This is a genomic window from Ruegeria sp. B1 (assembly GCF_056535885.1).
Map to the genome: position 1 here is coordinate 3,934,331 of NZ_JBQFJA010000001.1, position 15,752 is coordinate 3,950,082.

At 58.1% G+C, this 15,752-nt stretch carries 24 protein-coding genes; 1 reads left to right on the forward strand and 23 read right to left on the reverse strand.

Annotation, left to right across the window (positions count from 1 at the left end; genetic code table 11):
• Positions 1–2 precede the first annotated feature (2 nt).
• The 15 genes from ACR3ES_RS19440 to ACR3ES_RS19510 form a co-directional block, all read right to left on the reverse strand.
• A complete protein-coding gene (locus ACR3ES_RS19440) occupies positions 3–458 on the reverse strand; it encodes a gp436 family protein (RefSeq protein WP_480424248.1) in 456 nt (151 codons plus the stop codon).
• A 281-nt stretch (positions 459–739) separates the two neighbouring features.
• A complete protein-coding gene (locus ACR3ES_RS19445) occupies positions 740–1,120 on the reverse strand; it encodes a hypothetical protein (RefSeq protein ID WP_480424249.1) in 381 nt (126 codons plus the stop codon).
• An 11-nt stretch (positions 1,121–1,131) separates the two neighbouring features.
• The gene (locus ACR3ES_RS19450; RefSeq protein ID WP_171558888.1) at positions 1,132–2,043 is read right to left on the reverse strand and encodes a Mu-like prophage major head subunit gpT family protein; all 912 of its coding nucleotides are present in this window, start codon (positions 2,041–2,043) and stop codon (positions 1,132–1,134) included.
• A gap of 6 nt (positions 2,044–2,049) precedes the next feature.
• A complete protein-coding gene (locus tag ACR3ES_RS19455) occupies positions 2,050–3,024 on the reverse strand; it encodes a phage protease (protein WP_480458704.1) in 975 nt (324 codons plus the stop codon).
• A gap of 346 nt (positions 3,025–3,370) precedes the next feature.
• The gene (locus tag ACR3ES_RS19460) at positions 3,371–4,579 is read right to left on the reverse strand and encodes a phage head morphogenesis protein (protein ID WP_480424252.1); all 1,209 of its coding nucleotides are present in this window, start codon (positions 4,577–4,579) and stop codon (positions 3,371–3,373) included.
• The gene (locus ACR3ES_RS19465; RefSeq protein WP_480424254.1) at positions 4,572–6,098 is read right to left on the reverse strand and encodes a DUF935 domain-containing protein; all 1,527 of its coding nucleotides are present in this window, start codon (positions 6,096–6,098) and stop codon (positions 4,572–4,574) included. Before ACR3ES_RS19465 ends, ACR3ES_RS19460 begins: the two co-directional genes overlap by 8 nt.
• On the reverse strand, positions 6,098–7,453 hold the full coding sequence (locus ACR3ES_RS19470) for a phage terminase large subunit family protein (RefSeq protein WP_480581912.1): 1,356 nt from the start codon (positions 7,451–7,453) through the stop codon (positions 6,098–6,100). Before ACR3ES_RS19470 ends, ACR3ES_RS19465 begins: the two co-directional genes overlap by 1 nt.
• Before the next feature lie 77 nt (positions 7,454–7,530).
• Complete coding sequence (locus ACR3ES_RS19475; protein WP_480424257.1) at positions 7,531–7,863, reverse strand: DUF7694 domain-containing protein; 333 nt, start codon at positions 7,861–7,863, stop codon at positions 7,531–7,533.
• Positions 7,863–8,399: a phage protein Gp27 family protein gene (locus ACR3ES_RS19480; protein ID WP_171558902.1), complete on the reverse strand. Its 537-nt coding sequence runs from the start codon at positions 8,397–8,399 to the stop codon at positions 7,863–7,865. Before ACR3ES_RS19480 ends, ACR3ES_RS19475 begins: the two co-directional genes overlap by 1 nt.
• Position 8,400: 1 nt before the next feature.
• Positions 8,401–8,700: a VpaChn25_0724 family phage protein gene (locus ACR3ES_RS19485; RefSeq protein ID WP_171558905.1), complete on the reverse strand. Its 300-nt coding sequence runs from the start codon at positions 8,698–8,700 to the stop codon at positions 8,401–8,403.
• Positions 8,697–9,047: a DUF2730 family protein gene (locus ACR3ES_RS19490; protein WP_367383368.1), complete on the reverse strand. Its 351-nt coding sequence runs from the start codon at positions 9,045–9,047 to the stop codon at positions 8,697–8,699. Before ACR3ES_RS19490 ends, ACR3ES_RS19485 begins: the two co-directional genes overlap by 4 nt.
• Positions 9,044–9,619, reverse strand: a complete 576-nt coding sequence (locus ACR3ES_RS19495; protein ID WP_171558907.1) for a holin family protein — start codon at positions 9,617–9,619, stop codon at positions 9,044–9,046. Before ACR3ES_RS19495 ends, ACR3ES_RS19490 begins: the two co-directional genes overlap by 4 nt.
• Positions 9,610–10,221, reverse strand: a complete 612-nt coding sequence (locus ACR3ES_RS19500; protein ID WP_480424258.1) for a holin-associated N-acetylmuramidase — start codon at positions 10,219–10,221, stop codon at positions 9,610–9,612. Before ACR3ES_RS19500 ends, ACR3ES_RS19495 begins: the two co-directional genes overlap by 10 nt.
• Positions 10,222–10,311: 90 nt before the next feature.
• Positions 10,312–10,698 carry a helix-turn-helix domain-containing protein gene (locus ACR3ES_RS19505; RefSeq protein WP_480424259.1) on the reverse strand — a complete coding sequence of 129 codons (387 nt, stop codon included), beginning with the start codon at positions 10,696–10,698 and terminating at the stop codon, positions 10,312–10,314.
• Complete coding sequence (locus ACR3ES_RS19510) at positions 10,695–10,943, reverse strand: hypothetical protein (RefSeq protein ID WP_480424261.1); 249 nt, start codon at positions 10,941–10,943, stop codon at positions 10,695–10,697. The genes ACR3ES_RS19505 and ACR3ES_RS19510 overlap by 4 nt, the downstream gene beginning before the upstream one ends.
• 171 nt (positions 10,944–11,114) lie before the next feature.
• Between ACR3ES_RS19510 and ACR3ES_RS19515 the strand changes: the two genes are divergently transcribed.
• A protein-coding gene (locus ACR3ES_RS19515; RefSeq protein ID WP_480424262.1) for an IS3 family transposase occupies positions 11,115–12,244 on the forward strand; the annotation gives its coding sequence in 2 pieces (ribosomal slippage) (positions 11,115–11,358 and positions 11,358–12,244; 1,131 coding nt in all).
• On the opposite strand, the gene ACR3ES_RS19520 is transcribed toward ACR3ES_RS19515, so the two are convergent.
• The 8 genes from ACR3ES_RS19520 to ACR3ES_RS19555 are packed head-to-tail and all read right to left on the reverse strand — an operon-like array spanning position 12,162 to position 15,692.
• Positions 12,162–12,629: a phage protein GemA/Gp16 family protein gene (locus ACR3ES_RS19520; protein ID WP_480424264.1), complete on the reverse strand. Its 468-nt coding sequence runs from the start codon at positions 12,627–12,629 to the stop codon at positions 12,162–12,164. The two genes, ACR3ES_RS19515 and ACR3ES_RS19520, sit on opposite strands and share 83 nt — an antisense overlap.
• Positions 12,630–12,633: 4 nt before the next feature.
• Positions 12,634–13,239 (reverse strand): DUF3164 family protein, encoded by a 606-nt coding sequence (locus ACR3ES_RS19525; protein WP_171558921.1) that lies wholly within the window; start codon positions 13,237–13,239, stop codon positions 12,634–12,636.
• Positions 13,236–13,457 carry a hypothetical protein gene (locus ACR3ES_RS19530; RefSeq protein ID WP_171558669.1) on the reverse strand — a complete coding sequence of 74 codons (222 nt, stop codon included), beginning with the start codon at positions 13,455–13,457 and terminating at the stop codon, positions 13,236–13,238. Before ACR3ES_RS19530 ends, ACR3ES_RS19525 begins: the two co-directional genes overlap by 4 nt.
• The gene (locus ACR3ES_RS19535; RefSeq protein WP_480424266.1) at positions 13,450–13,767 is read right to left on the reverse strand and encodes a hypothetical protein; all 318 of its coding nucleotides are present in this window, start codon (positions 13,765–13,767) and stop codon (positions 13,450–13,452) included. The genes ACR3ES_RS19530 and ACR3ES_RS19535 overlap by 8 nt, the downstream gene beginning before the upstream one ends.
• A complete protein-coding gene (locus ACR3ES_RS19540) occupies positions 13,764–14,135 on the reverse strand; it encodes a hypothetical protein (RefSeq protein WP_480424268.1) in 372 nt (123 codons plus the stop codon). Before ACR3ES_RS19540 ends, ACR3ES_RS19535 begins: the two co-directional genes overlap by 4 nt.
• Positions 14,132–14,719, reverse strand: coding sequence for a hypothetical protein (locus tag ACR3ES_RS19545; RefSeq protein WP_480424269.1), 588 nt, complete (start codon positions 14,717–14,719; stop codon positions 14,132–14,134). Before ACR3ES_RS19545 ends, ACR3ES_RS19540 begins: the two co-directional genes overlap by 4 nt.
• Positions 14,716–14,952, reverse strand: a complete 237-nt coding sequence (locus ACR3ES_RS19550; RefSeq protein ID WP_171558932.1) for a hypothetical protein — start codon at positions 14,950–14,952, stop codon at positions 14,716–14,718. Before ACR3ES_RS19550 ends, ACR3ES_RS19545 begins: the two co-directional genes overlap by 4 nt.
• Positions 14,949–15,692 carry an AAA family ATPase gene (locus ACR3ES_RS19555; protein WP_171558933.1) on the reverse strand — a complete coding sequence of 248 codons (744 nt, stop codon included), beginning with the start codon at positions 15,690–15,692 and terminating at the stop codon, positions 14,949–14,951. The genes ACR3ES_RS19550 and ACR3ES_RS19555 overlap by 4 nt, the downstream gene beginning before the upstream one ends.
• Positions 15,693–15,752: the final 60 nt, after the last annotated feature.

The window sequence follows — 15,752 nt, forward strand, 5'->3', positions numbered from 1 at the left end:
GGTCACAGCCCCCGCATTTTCTCGCGTGTGAACACACGCGGAGGCCCACCGGCCACGATCGGACGGGGCGAGGTGTGAGTGGCTTCCCCGGTGTTGGGATCCACAGGACCACGCAGGTTCAAGGACGCGGTGCCTTTGGCGATTTTTTCGAGGTGCTTGATCGTGTCTTCGTAGCGGCGGCGATGTTCTTCAGAGAGTACATCGCGGGACAACGCCAACCGATAGATCGCGATATCCACACAGAACTGCTTCAACAGCTCTTGGGCTGCCACCGCATCAGCCAAATCTAGCGGTAGGGAGTGGCGCACGCCAATAAAGCTGTCGATTTCGCCAGAGGCTGAGGTCAAAGCGCGGGTCACAGCATCGGCATCAACCACGCCATCACCATCCCGATCCGCAACATAGAGAGCGTCCTCGGAATAGAGCGTGATGATATCTTGCTGCGTGGCGTAGGCCATGATCTTCCTCTGTTCGAGTTACCCGGCCAGCGGTGCTGCCACTCCGCCGACCGGGCTGATCCGACGCGCGCCATCTGGGGATGTCTGCTCGCCCGCGTGTCGGTTTTGAATTCGGGGGCAGTTTTCTGACATGCCCAGGTCGTGGCGTGTTGGGGGCTTCGCTTTGCGCTACACTCTTGGCGTCCCCTGCGCCGGTGCCCCGAGGGTGCTTTCAAACCGGCGGTCTATGGGTGCTGACGGACTTGCGGCCCGGACCAGTTGCCCCCTCTCTCAGGTATTGGTCAGCTCGAAGCAGTTGGTGCTTTGAACCCGTTTTCTGTCATGGCGTCCCAGACGCGGTCGCGTTCTGCGCCTGTGATCTTGCCCAGCTCGTCGCTCAAAAGGGCGTTCAAGCTGTCGAGCTTGGGCTTACCGTCACGCTGGAAGTCCTCGGCTGAGAACGCGGAGACCGCTTCAGCGATCTTCTCAAGCCGCTCCTTGATCGCGGCGGCATCGTCGTCCGATGCCTCCTTGATGCGAAGTTTGACCTCGGCCTTCAGGCGCTCCCACTCCTCGTCGGTGAAGTCGGCTGCATCAACCAAGATGCCACTTTCGGTGAAATGCCGACCGCAGCGCCAGAAACCAGCGGCGACGGTGGCAGCAATTAGAAACTTACCAGTCATAGCTCAGCTCCTCACGCGACCCACGGCGTGTCGAGAACATCGACCGCCTCGTAATTGGCATTCGACGCACCGCCTGCGCCCAGCATGACCTTGACGGTCTTGTTTGCAGCGGAGCGCAGCTTGGGACCAACCACCATCAGGCTCGGCTTGATGCCCAGCGGGCGGCCGTTGCTATCGCGCAACCCGCGCATCTTCTCGATCGCCGCGTCCAGGCTGTCGCCATCAAGCGCCGCATTCGACGCATAGGCCATCTGCCAGAGACCGAAGCCCACATTGCTGCGGGCATCGACGCCGTAGAGGAACTCCTTATTCATGAAGACATGATCGGAGTTCTGCGGATCGGTCTTCGCAACGAACTGGGGCTTCTTCCGTTCCTGATAGATCATCGGCTTCAACGGCCGGGTCACATCGAGCAGATACCACCAGGGGTTTCCAACCGCGCCGGAAGCATCGACGTTGGAGACGGTGATTGCATCGCCGTTTTCGTTAAACGAGGGATGGTCACCGTCAAAGAAGTACTGGCCATCATAGCAGGTCTCAACGCGACCCTGGGCCATCAGGCCAAAGGTCAAGTCGTCAGGCTGCTGCGCGGCGCTAACCCCCATCTCCTGCATCAGTGGACCATAGACACCCAAGTTATCGTCCTCGATGTCGTTGCGCTCGACGCCAACGGTGGACTCAAAGTCCTTGTTCGTGATCGTGTAGCCCTTGGCTTCCATGTCCTTGATCACGCGGGCACCGACCCATTCCCGCATCTTCGGGAACTTGCCGAGCCAACCATAGGTTTCCGACTTGGAAGTCGAAGTGATCACCGTGGCGACGCTGGTGAAGTCAGCGTCAGGCCGGGTTGCGGTGAACGCGTCCTGGAAGTTCTTCTTGAAACCGACCTGAAGGGCGGTGAGGGATGCGGCTGTGACCATCATGGCGGTTTACTCCTTGTTCTCGTCAGCCTTGGCGGCGGCGAAGTCCTCTTCGGTCATCCCCAGGGCACGGCAGGTGGCCAGCTCTTCGTCGGTTAGAGCGGTTTTGTTTTGGGCTTCGACCTTCTTGCCATCGAGGTCGCTTTTGGCAGCGATCTCGGGGCTGGCCTCGACCATCTTCTGAAAGCGTTCGAGACCGCCTTCGTCGCGGCAGGCGGCTACATGATAGTCACGGCTGGCTGGAGCGATTTTGCCCGCCTCAATGGCAGCGTCGACGGCAGTGTTGATTGCTTCGTCTTCGCGTTCTGCTTCGGCGTCCTCGAACTTCTTGATCCTGTTCAACGCGAGATCGTGGTCAGCACGAGGCACAAATTTTGAGGCGTCGGGATTTTCGGCGCGATTGCGCGCGGTGGCCTCGTCGGATTTCAGCTTGTTGATCGCCGTCAGGGCATCCGTTTCAGATGCGCCCTCAGACAGGCCAAGGGCCTCAAGGATCGCCTTGTTCATGGCAGGTTCCTCCTGATCGCCCTCAGTATTGAGAGCGGCGAGTTGCAAGTTGGGTTGATTGGTCAGACCGGCAGAGAGCATCTTGAGGATGTCGCCTGCAGCCTTTTTGAAAGTGAACACAGGGCTGATGTAGCGATAGCCTTTGGATGCAATGGCCTGTCGACCAACTTCGTTCCATTCGACACGGCCCCAGATCGCGCCGCTCCGAACTTCCAAATCCTTGATCCAGCCAATCGCAGGGGCCGCTTCGCCCTTGGGACCTTTCACTTGCGTGGCATGTTCGAAGTCCACAGGCAGATCCGCAGCGTTGCGTTTGAACGCAGCGACGACCTCTTCGGGGTTCGGCAAAACCCATTTACGACCGTCACGCCCCTCAATGTCTGGGCCTGCCGGTGTGAGCTGAATCCAGTCTGGCACAGCATCACCAGACGCATTCAGCGCCAATGCTATTGTTTGCACGGAAGTGTTCACAGTCATGGGGCGACAATGCCCCGCTCCTACAAGCGATTGCGCCCCGACAGTTGTCGGGGGTAAGACTGCGTGTCAGTGATGGTTTTGGGTCAAGCGCTCAGAGGGCCGGAGAGGGCCATCATTGGTCAGACGCTACTGCGGGCCGGAATTTTTCTCAAGGTCGCTCCTGACCCGTTTAAACCCTGTTTAACGGCGAAGCTTGTATAGACCCTTGCCCACGTTTGAGGCTCCGCTCCATGACAGGGTCGGTTCGGTTGAAAATCCGGGGCAGATTGCTTATGCTTGGATTGCGTCTGAGCCAAGCGGGCAGCCGGTCTCGAGCCGCGAAGGAGACACCGTCCTTCCAGACGCTTTATTCCCTCACCAGATCGACGCCATCGCGCTCAAGAAGTCTGCGCCATTTGGCCAGCGTTGTTCGATGGAAGGTGCTGAGGAAAATCTCATCACCCACCACCGTACGTTTCAGCACCAGACGCCAACGCCGATCGGCACCACCTTCGATAATCAGACTTTCCGTGCCAGTGGAGGAGACCTCCCGAGCCGCTGAGCCGGTCTCAAGCAGATCGGCTACGCGGACAAACTCTTCTGCCGTTGCCTCGCCATGTTTGCGCCGGGTCTTTTCGGCGGTGTAGTCGGAGAATTGGACGACGCGGGTGCGCGCGCTGATCGCTGAGGCTAGCTCATCGGGCAACATTGCCACAGGGACAGCGCCCTTAGCACTGCCTTCATGAATGCGCCGCAGCCGCCAGCTTGCGGCCATGTCCCGCGCGGCAGCACGCGCAACTGCCGGATCGGCCGCATCCAACTTGCCCGTTAGGAAGCGCTCCATCTGGCGCTGACGGTAAAGGCCGGGGTTCATCTCCCAGCCGGGATCGATGCCGGAAGGGATGCGCTTGATTTCGCCAGTGCGCCGGTTGAAGACTTCTCGCATCGGGATCTCCGGGCTGTCCGAGATCCCGCGTCGCTCGGCCTCGCGCCTGGTGATCTGGCGCACATGGCATTTGCAACCCCAGCCATTGGGCGGATACCAACTCTGCCAGAACGGGTCATCTACGGGCAACACCAGACCTTCCTTGGCCTCATGGTGCGGACGATGGTTTTCGCTGGGGCCAAGCAGGTAGATCAGATAGGGCAAGGCGTCCTTTGTGCGCTGGATGCGATCCCACTGACCTGCAGCACGGGCCGACCGGATGTTCGCCCGATAGATTGTCTTGAGACGGCGCGGACTGCCAAGCCGTACCTTGCGCACATCGCCAGTGACCGGATCAACCTGCTCTTTAACGCCCCACCAGCCGAGTTTGCGCAAGCGTGGCTTCAAATCTTTGGCAAACTGCTCATAGGGAATGCCTTCGTCGATAGCCTCTTGCAATGCGCCGTGGATCGCCTCCAGCACATCGACCTGCATGGCCTTGGCAACCGAGAAAGCCACGGCATGCTCTTCAGGTTCGACATCCTGCCAATCAAAACTCGGCCGTAGCCCTTTGTTGCGAAAAAAGGACGCCACCTCGGGCGGTGCACCAGGGTTGAATGCGTAGCCCGGCTTATCCGAGAACTCAGTCATCCTCGGCCTCGCCAGACGCACGGGATTTAACTGCGGCTTTAACGAGGGATTCAATCATGGCTTTATCGCCGAGCTGTGGGAAAGCATCCGTGATGATCCTGCGGGCCTCGTCATAGCTGGATGCCCCTTCCAGAAGCGCAAGCGCAGGCTCCAGCACATCGCCCATGACCTCCTCCCAATCGGCAAAGAGATCATCCTCCACTTCGTCGAGATCGGCATATGGGTCATCCGGCTCTGCCCGGTTACGCGCCTCGGCTGTTTTGGCCGCTGGCTTCACACCGCCGATCACCTCGTCGTCATCGTCCGGTTCGGAAAAGCCCAGTTTGGATCGCAGCTCCGATTGTTTGACGCGCAGGCCCTGGCTGATCATGCGGAAGGCGTTCTTCATGATCATGTCAGTGTCTTCGACTTCCTCGACGAGGATCGACAGACGGGGGTAACGCTCCTGGATCCCGTAGTTGAGATCGACATAGGGCTTTATCAAGTCGCGGTTCAGCGTGCCGGAAACCGAGCGCGCATCTGACTGAGCTACGTCATGGCGCACCTCGTTATGCACCTGCGCCTGCGCCATTGAGGAGCCATTGTCCGAGGTCATGGTTTGACCCAACACCGCCTTCGATGTCTGCTCATCTACCCAGCGTGCCAGTTTCTCGAAGATGTCATTGCCTGGGCCACCGGCGATCTGCTCGAAGTCGATCCGCATACTGTCAGGCAAAACGGCGGCAGCATCGGTGCCGATGTTGGCAACAGCAGTGAAGAGCGTTTCGACATCCTCGGCAGTGGCGCTGGCCCCATATCGGCCAAGGCGCAGCGGCAGGCCATAGGTTTCAATGAAAGCGATCCAGTCTTTCAGGGTGTAGCTCTTACACATCCAACCGAAAGCAATGAGGCGCGCCAAACCACCTCGGCCGACCAACCCGGACTTGAGTTTGGCCTTGTGGCTGATCCATTTGAACGGCTCGAGCGCCAGCCCGTTAACCATGTCACTCTCATCGATCAGGCGCACTTCCCGGCCGGTATCTCGATCAAACATGAAGAAGCGGGGATCCCGGTGAATGAATTCCTCGATCCACCAAGTGCGTTTGCCACGGCCCCAAATCAGCTCGACCTGCGAAAAACCTTTGCCGAGCGCATCAAGCATATCCTCAACCAGATCGGTGAAGCTGTCATGTTGGGCCAGATTGGTCCGAACATCATCAGCGATCTTCACGTCTCGCGGATCATCAGAGGAAGGCTCGACGATCGGGGCGACACCGGAGACGGCGCGCTTGCGCACACCCAGCACGGAGGCATAGTGCGCATCGCGCTCCTCCATCTCCTCGGCCAGTACCAAATAATCATAGAGGCTGCCCTCTGCGGCGGCTGCCAGTATGGATGACAGACGAGATGGTGTAAGGCCGGATGCAACAGAGTGCGCCCAGGCCGTGCGGATGGACGTGATGCCTGGTTCAGCAATACGTTCGGTCAGAAGCTTCTTGCGCACCGGGCGCTCATATTGATCCACAAGTTGATAAGCCATCACCACACTCCTTTCTGGGTCCGGAACCCGGCCGTCAGCTTAATCGGGCGGCGCACATCTTTTCCCCCACCTGGTGGGACAGGGCGATAAGCATAGGGTTGGTACTCTGTCTGGGACGCCTCAACGGCTAAGGCCGCAGCCCAAAAACGGTCAGCATGGCCATCCGTATCCCCGTCTGCGACAAGCCGCCGAACACCTGTCGCGCCGACGGTTGATTTTATTGCATGCAAATCGGCACGCAGAAGAGGCTGGCCTTCAGGGATAAGAAGCCCTCTTTCTTCCATTGTCTCTTTCAGGCCGGTTGCAAGATCGAGCTTGGATGCGACGCCAAACAAGATGCCTTCGACCCGATCCTCGCCATGCGTGGCCTTCGCATCTTCGACCGGTTTTTCGCCCATGCCGGTTTGATCCATGCAACACCGCACAACACGATACCGCCGGAAGACATCGGCAAGTAACTCATCCTGCTTTGAAAACTTGATCTTCTTCTCTTCGATGATCTCGCGGGTGATGAGCTGTCCTTCAACCACCTCACAAACCCAGATCACAAACAGGTCGTTGCGCGCGGCAATATCAACGCCGACAAAGCATGGACCGCCTCGGTAAACAGAAGGATGACCCGCACGAACATCTTCACAAGACGAGATCAGGTCATAAGTCAGCCACGCTGAAGCAGCATCCATCCACTTGAGTTCGAATTCCTGACCCCAGGCGTCTTCGTCGTTCAGCGCCTTTCGCAGCTCATCTGGATCAACATCGAGGCCCTGTTTAACGGCTTCGTAAATGTCGACGTGATGTTTGGACCAACCATTTTCTGTGGTGGTCATCAGTTCGTAGAACTTGTTCCCTTTACCATTTGGTGTCGAAATAGCTCTGATCTTATGGTTCCCGCGTGCGGCAACGGGGAAAGCCGAGGCCCAGATCCTGCGGCTGTCGCGGTGAAAGGCAAACTCATCAAGAATGAGGTTGCCGCCAAAACCACGGGCAGCATCCGGCGACGCAGATATGGCAGATATTCTGGAACCGCCGGGAAAGCGCACTTCCTGGACTTTGTATGTCGCTTCCTCGACATGGACTTCATACACGCGATCGCCCTGATTGAGGGTCTTGGTGTGGGCCGGGACGACAAAGTCTTCTTCGCTGAACTCGGGTTCCCCATGCTTGGCCAGCGTCGAGTAGACCGAATAAAATGCTTTGGTCATCGGCTTTACGGCATCTTCGATCGCCTCTTTAGCCGTGCCCTCTGATCGACTGAGAATTGTCCAGCGTTCTTTGCGTCCCTCAATCTCGGCCTGAATACACTCATCAACAGCTTCGCCGCAGGTCGCGAACGTCTTGCCGCCACGGCGGGTCATCATACCGACCTTGAAGCGGGACTTATCCTTTATCCAGGCCTTCTGATAAGGAAGAAAGTCAATGACCGGCTCCACACTCATTTGCCTGCCTCGCGAGCTTCGGCCCAGGCACTCATGTAGCGCGCGGCAAGGCTGTCTTGTGCCGGATCATTGCCGAGCAGGTCAGGTACAAAATCGGCTGGGCCGAGCCGCCAGAGGTGACGACAGTGCAGTGAATTTACTACATCACCCTCGGCCGGGTAGACTTCGATCGCGCGGGCATCGCAGCCCCAAACTTCATTCTTGATCGCCTGAAGCTGATCCCAGGTGACCTTGCCATCATGGATGACCCACAGGTGTCCGATCGCATTGTCTACATGGACCTCATAACCGTGGCGCTCCCCCCACCAGTTCTCGTCGTCATAGGACATCAACCAAACCCCATGATCTCGCGAGCCTTCTCGGCGGCGGCGCGATCAATCTGCCCGGAGGCCACCGCCTGGTCTAAGCGTTCGGATTGCGCGGCACGTTCGGCTTTCAAGATGCCGTCACGCAGGCTGGTTGACCGGATCAGGTTGTTAAGCGCGGTGGTCAGGTCTTTCATACCACGCGGGTCGGGAAGTTGATCGGGATCCGCCATCATCATCTGCAAGCGCCACTGGATCGTGGTGAGCTGCTGAAACAGCGCCGAGGTCACATCGACCTCTTCCTTCAGGCTGGCTTCTTCAAGGAAGGCACGGATTTCATCCTGGGCTTGCTCTTGCATTGCCGCGTATTGCTGGAATTCCTGACCATATGCGTGAACAGCCGTTTTGCCGATCCGTAATTCCAGACCTTCATCAGCAAGACGGAAATTCAATGCTTCCGTCAGCTCGTCATAACCTGAGAAACCTCGGTCCTTCAGCTCATCCTGAAGCCATTGCCTAAACTCCCTCGGCAACAAATCAATCTTGCGGCGAGGAGGCATATCACACTCCCGGTCGAGGACGCTGCACTCCGTCATGGCGGGCTTTGCCCTGGGCGATCTCGACACCGCGCGTCGTGGCGGTCACAACGATAAAGTCGCCATGATCTTCGAACGTCACCATGCCTTGCTCTTTCAGCCAGGCCACTTCACCGGCCACTTGGTCACGCGTGGAAGTGACGCCGAAAGTATTGCAAACCTCGACCATGATTGAGGCGTTCGAGGTGTATTCAGGGCTGTCCAAGAGGAATTTTAGGATTGTCAGGCGACGGTGTTTGGAAAGGGTGCCTACATAGTCGTTCATTTACCTTTACCTCCCTCGAGTAGGTGATCTTCATGGCGGCTCACAATGGCCTCGAGGCGTGCCATGATCTTGGCATTGCCCTCCATCACCGCGCGCATTTCGTTGAGAGAGCCGGTCTGCTTGACCAGCTCGAGTTGAAGGGAATGCATGTCGTCCTTGCCAGGCATGGTCTGGACGGTCTGCTCAATCGTCGCGATCCGGTTCTCGTGGCGGTCCATCCGATTGGAGCCTTCTCGGAAACGCTCATCCACATCCTTTCGCCGGTTGACGAAAAAGGCATAGACCATGGCGGCAATAGATAGTCCGAAGCTTGCCAGCTTCAGACCGGTGTCGATGTCTAGTGTCACGCAGATGCCTCCCGCCAAGCCTGGACGGCCGGGTTGTCGCTGGGTTCGATCGACGCAACGGTCAGCTCAGTATCTGTCCCTGTGTCGGCCACACCGGGGCTATCATGCCGCAACGCGCGAAGACGGCTGATGTTCTCCATGACCTGCGGAACCATCGCTGTCGCCTGAGCCACTGTTTGCTGGAACTCGTGCGCCTTGATTTGGAAACGGCCACCGAAATAGAAGGCGACGATCGTGCCTGCGAGCCACCAGAGTGGTTCCGGCACCAGTGCCAACCCCTGCATCCGCTCCGCAAACCAGATCGGATCGAACATCGCTGATGCGAACAGCGCGAATGTCGCCACTACCATCAGCGGGCGCGGCAATCGGTTGAGACCGTCTATGAAGCGGTCAAAGCACCCCTTGCGCTCAATCTGAAACTCCGTGCCGAATTGCGCCAGCGCGGCCTGAGCATAATCCGATTGCCGCTGTGCGCTGGCCTCCGCGTTCACGCGGAACACCTCGGCCGTCTCGGCCACCACATTCCGACCGCCGCCGAAAAGCCCTGTCAAAATCCGTCCGATCATGCCCATGCCGAAACCCTCCGCTGAAACTCTGAATCGCTCATGTGAAATTGCGCGCTGATGAACTCTTCGGCGCGTCGAATCCAGCCGCCTTTACCGCCAGCGCGGGTACGGGCGTATTTGCGCGAAGCTGCGCGGTGGTCAGCGATCCGGAAATAGTAGTTGCGCCGAGCGATGCCATAAGCGTCGACCAAATGGACACCGGCCTTAGCAAATGCCCGTCTCGTGGCGGCTGCAGTCTGAGGTCCGAGCGCGCCATCGACGGTGACCGGCTCCTGGAATTCACTGAGCAGTCGCTGTAGGATCTTCACGGCGTTGCTGCCTGCGTTCACATACATGTCGAAGACCGATGCTTGCAGCGGCTCGGGCAACAGGTTGATGCGCGGTTTCTCAAAATAATGGCGGATGAAAATATCAACGGCTTGGTCGCGTTTCAGCGCCCGGACATCACGTGCATCGACATCTCCATCGCGGTCCAGGTCCAAGCCCAATCGTCGCATGGTGTGAATGGTGACGCCGAAGTTTGTGGCTCCACCCGGATCATCAGGGTCATTCACATAGCCACCTTCGCGCGCAACAATCTCTTCCGCGATTTGTCTGACAGACTTCATCTCGTTTGCTCCGTTTGCTTGAGGAGGAACCTAAGCAATCGGGCGTTCGAGACGCGCCCCGACAGTTGTCGGGATCACTCGTCTTTGGCGCTAAAAGGGGAGTTTGGGTTCACTGTCGTCGCGCAGTGACGCGACAACACGTTCCACGGTTCTCGTGTGCACGTCAACCTCGGCAGCAATCTGGGCATGGCTGAGACCTTGATGCCATAGCGTCTCGATCCGTGCGCGCCGTCCACCAGCACCGCCGATATTGCCACAAGGTACCTTGAGCGTTCCATGCCCGAGCAGCTTGGAGAGTTGCTTGGCAGCCTCGACGCCTACGATCTGCGACAGTTCAGAACCAGGCTTGGGTGTCTTGGGCACATATACGGCCCGTCCGCCTCTCGCCTCTGCCAAGCGCACAGCAACCTGCTCGCTGATCTCCTCTGCGATCATGGCCAGCACACCCGGCAGATATGGCTTGAAGCTCTTGTTCATTTGCGCCGCCGTTGCCCTCGACGGGTGCGTTTCTTGACGGGTACGCAGGTTGTGACGGCTTTGCCCCGAAGCTTGTAAGTGACGCCATTCACAGTAACGCCGCTCGGATCGGGCAGTTCTTCGATAAACAGCGCGTCAATCTTGCGGCCGATCCGGCGGCGCAGGCGTTCGACATCAACCAGTAGAACGCGCTCGAGATACCGCACCAGGGCGTGATCCGTGATATGCACGACGGGTTTCTTCACCGCTTCAGCTCTACACCTTCACGGGCGCACCAGTCCTTCAGCGCATTGATGATCTGGCTGATTTGGCGATGGTCGCGCAGGGTGTCCACGTCGATCGGTACCGACTTCTGGACCTGTCACGGTTTGATGCCGCTCCTTTGATAGCATCTACTGCAGCAAAGGAGACTGACTATGGGACTGAAACGGACGGCCGAATTCCGGCAAGATGCGGTGCGTATCGCATTGACCAGTGGGCTAACACGCAAGCAGGTGGCTGATGATCTAGGTGTCGGGATGTCCACGCTGAACAAATGGATCACAGCGCACCGAGATACAGACGTGGTTTCCAAAGAGGATTTGAGCCTCGCTCAAGAGAATGAGCGACTTCGACGGGAGATCCGGCTCCTCAAGGAGGAGAGGGAAATCCTAAAAAAGGCCACCCAGTTCTTCGCGGGCCTAAAGCAATGAGATTTAGGTTTATCGAAGAACACAGAGCCAGCTTTCCAGCCAACCGGTTATGCGATGTCGTCGGTGTCAGCGCACGCGGTCTGCGTGCCTTCCGCAGCCGCCCTGCCAGTCGCAGACAGCGGTCTGATCTGGTCACGCTGGCGCATATCAAAGAACAGTCACGCCTCAGTTTGGGCAGCTATGGCAGGCCGCGCATGACTGAAGAGTTGAAGGAAATTGGTTTGGCTGTGGGGCATCGTCGCGTTGGTCGCCTGATGCGCCAGAACGGCATATCCGTGTTGAGAACACGCAAGCACAAGGTCACGACAGACAGCGATCACAAGTTCAATATCGCGCCCAACCTACTGGATCGGGACTTCACAGCGGATCAGCCGAACAAGACATGGGCTGGTGACATCAGCTATGTCTGGACCCGTGAAGGCTGGCTTTATCTCGCCGTCATTCTGGACTTGCATTCCCGCCGTGTGATTGGCTGGGCTGTTAGCAATCGGATGAAGCGAGACCTGGCCATCAGGGCGCTGAGAATGGCTATCGCCTTCAGATCACCACCGAAGGACTGCATCCACCACACGGATCGTGGCAGCCAATACTGTTCCCACGATTATCAGAAGATCCTGCGCCAACATGACTTCAAAGTGTCGATGAGCGGCAAAGGCAATTGCTATGATAACGCCGCCGTCGAGACCTTCTTCAAAACGATCAAAGCTGAGCTGATCTGGCGGCGGTCATGGCAAACCCGACGGCAGGCTGAAGCGGCCATCTTCGAATACATCAACGGCTTCTACAATCCGCGCCGCCGACACTCAGCACTGGGCTGGAAAAGTCCCGTCGCCTTCGAACGGAAAGTGGTTTAAACGAGCACTTGGAGCGGCACAAAAACGCGACAGGTCCATTCCATGTCCCCTCAAAGCGCGAGCGGATAAATTTGTTGAGGCCAGCGCGACCGGGTTCGTGCAGGGCACCTGCCTCGCCGAGCTTGCGCCAGAGTACATGCACGAGGCGCAAATCGCCACGGGGCGCGGCCTTGTAATCGCGCCGTTTAGCGCCCCGTTTAAACCAGCCTTTCCAACCGCGCTCTTTCAGGTGATTGACCACAAGTTGCAGGTCCGCTTCCGACATGTCGCGCATCGATGCCTTACCGCAGGCCGCGATCTGGATATTGTGACGGGCGTCGGCATCAAGGCCGAGATCGCGACATGCGATGTGGATTTGTTGCTGGAGCGAGCGGGAGGTTTTCAATGGATCACACCGCCGCCAGGTCTAGCGGGATTGGCTGGCGCATGCCGGTCTCTGTATCGACCTCGTAGAACCTGATGTAAGTCTTGGAGCTGGTCACGCGCACCGCGTCTGAGATCGCATCCATTGCGCGCTTCCATTCGGCATCGTCGATATCCAGGCGGCGCAATCCCAGCACGCGGCCAGTGTCGATGCGGCCTTCCGTGTTGACTTGGAAGGCGTGATTAACCAGCGCACGAATGTTGTCGTTTGCACCCTCCGACCAGCGCTCGACGCAGGTGTCAATCAGCTCCTTAGCGGCTTGCAGCTCCGGTCCGAATGACAGGTTATCGGAGACAGCCACCTGCATCTCGAACTTTCCATCGAAGCTGCGCAAGGTCATGTTGCCCTTCGCGCCACCTTTGCTCGCACCATATTTCTCGGCGACCAGGGCGCGGAAGGCATCCGCCTCATCCAGTGCAGATCCCTTAAAGGCCGACAGGGAATTACGGAGCGACTGCGCGGACCCGGCAAGACGACGCACCAACTCGTCCTCAAGCTTGTGTTCCGGTTTCACTTTCGCTTCCGGTACAAGGTTGCCTTGGGCGTCTTGCATGTATCCTTCGGGGATCATGTCCGTTCCTTTCGTGTGGTTCTGAATTCAGGGTATGTGCCCGCGTCGATCCGAGCATCGACAGGCGAGAGGGTGCCGGAAAGGGCGATCACCGCAGCCATCGCGGCGACCTCCTCACACGTCACCAGCGTGGTGCCTCGTTGACCGAGCAGGTCCACCTTGGTGACGCCGCTGGCAGCTAAGCCAAGCATCTCTGCTTCGGTCCAACGCTCAGCCATGAGACACCGCTTTCGAAAGCAGGCTTGCCTCAAGGAGAGACGTAGCAGCTTCGCCAGGGGTTAACTCCTTGGTCTGCGCGTAAAGTGACAAAAGCTCATGAAGTCGATCAGGCAAAACCACTGAGGAACCGGGGCGCTTGGAAGTCTCGGTCATCGCTGTTTTGAAATACGGGATGACCTCACCCCGCGTGCGCGCTTTACGGATTTCAGAATAGACCTTGTCCTGCGAGCACTTTACAATCTTGGCGATCTGCGTCGGCGGGATACGCTTCTTGGCAAGTGTCACGATCTTGGAATGCAGATCGCTCATGATTGGCTCTCCTTTGCGTTTCGAGGGCAGTGGTTGCAGGCGCGGAACATGCGGACGCGCAGCATGTTGGCGTTGCCGAACTGGCGGGATTTCTTGCGCCAGTCGTGGCATTCATTCGAGGGAATTGATCCGAGTGCCGGGCACTCAATCGTGCCGTTCATGAACACGCCACGCACGCAGTCTTCGACAGCAGCCAGATCGCCGTTGTACTTGTTCTTCAGCACTTGGTTGACCAATGCGCCCGAGCGGTCGAGACGACCGGCCACCTGACGTTGCGAACTGGCTGAACATTCTTCAGCGAGGCGGATCACCCAGTCCGGCGCATCTGCGCCCCAGCTTTCTGTCACGGTTTCCAAGGGCGCGCTCATTGGGCGGTTCCCGGATAATAAGTGACTTCACGGATATTCGGATCGAAGACTTGCTTCACGCGCTGGATTTGGGGAGGTAGCGGTCCGGTATAGCGCACGAACTTATAGGTGGCCTGCCGCTTGCCAGGCACGGCCTTCTGGATAACGCGCAGATACTGAGCCTTCAGCAACATCGAGCAATAACTCTTGGCCGTGGCCTCGGTGACAGACACGGTGTCGGTGGTCGAATGCACCATGATGTCGCGCGGTGTGAACTGCCCGAGCATCCGCATTGACCGCCACATATTCTCCGTACCTTTGCCCTGGGTGACGGGCTGACCGTTAGGCCGAATGCGCGGTGGATGAATTCCTGCATCACGCACCAGGACGTAACGGCCACTGTCTTCGAAGGTGGAATGCTCCTCAACGTAACCGCCTGCCATGAGACGCTTCACGTAGTCCGTGATCGTCTTGTTATGGATGTCGGTGTTCTCGTGGATTTCACGTTTGGTGAAGGTGTTCAGGCGACGGATTTCGGCCCAGACGCCGTCCATGCCCTGCGGCTTTGGTTCTTTGTTCAACTGATCGATAGGTTTACGGGTCATACTGATTTCCCCTCCGCTTCAATGAGGTCGGCGAGATTGCGCAAGAACGCGACGACTTCTGAGCGATCATGCTCATGAGGCTGAAAACACGCGGCGAGGTTCTCAACGCTCTTGGGGTCAGCGCGCTCCGCGAATTCAGCGACTACCCACATCGTATGATCTTCGTCGGCGTAGAGGAGGGCTTCGGCCATCTGTCCACGCAGCACATCAGCATTGAACTGAAAATCGCTCATGCTAGCTCCCTCCGAGGCTTGGGCGCGGCGCAGGCGAAGAACGCCTGATCTCCCCACGTCGAAAGATCCACTCGCTCGACGCCCCGAGTCCGGGCGAACTCGGCAACGCGACCGAGGTTTACACAGACGCGGCGAATAGAATGCTGTGAGGCTTTGAGCAGGTGTTCCTTGAAAGCAGGATCAAGCGCCACATCCGCGCAATACAGGGTCGCCAGATGGTCGAGGTCCGCCATGCACGCGGGCAATGCAGGCACCCAGTCCAGCATGCGGCCATGGATGTTTTCCCAGCGTTGTAGATCCTGCGGCAGGTTCTCTTCGCCGATCAGAATGATCGTGTTACCGCTGCTCTCATAGATGTCCCGCAGGATCCCGATGATGCTGCGCTTGACCAGATACTGCGCGTCATCCACGATCAGCACCTTTTCGGAGAACATCAGCTCCTGGGCGATCTGATCGACCATATCGGCAATCGTCTTGGCTGGCTGAAGGCTCATTTCACCAAGGATCGCTTGGCACAGTTTCCTGCCCGTCCAACTCTCTTTGACCTGAACTTGGAGCGCGTTGAACTTGTTTGCGGCGTAAACCGCAGCCGTGGTCTTGCCGTAGCCCGAATAGCCATAGAAAGTGGCCATGCCAGGCAACCCCAAGGCGCGCTCGTTGACGCGATGGATCAGGGTGACCAGGGCGGTCACATTCCTGAGCGGCGCAACGCTGTTGTAAAGCTGGTTAGTCTCTGACATCTTTCCTCCTGTCTCTGGGCCTTGCCGCCCGTTTCATTGCCGTTCGCGCGGGTTGCAGCC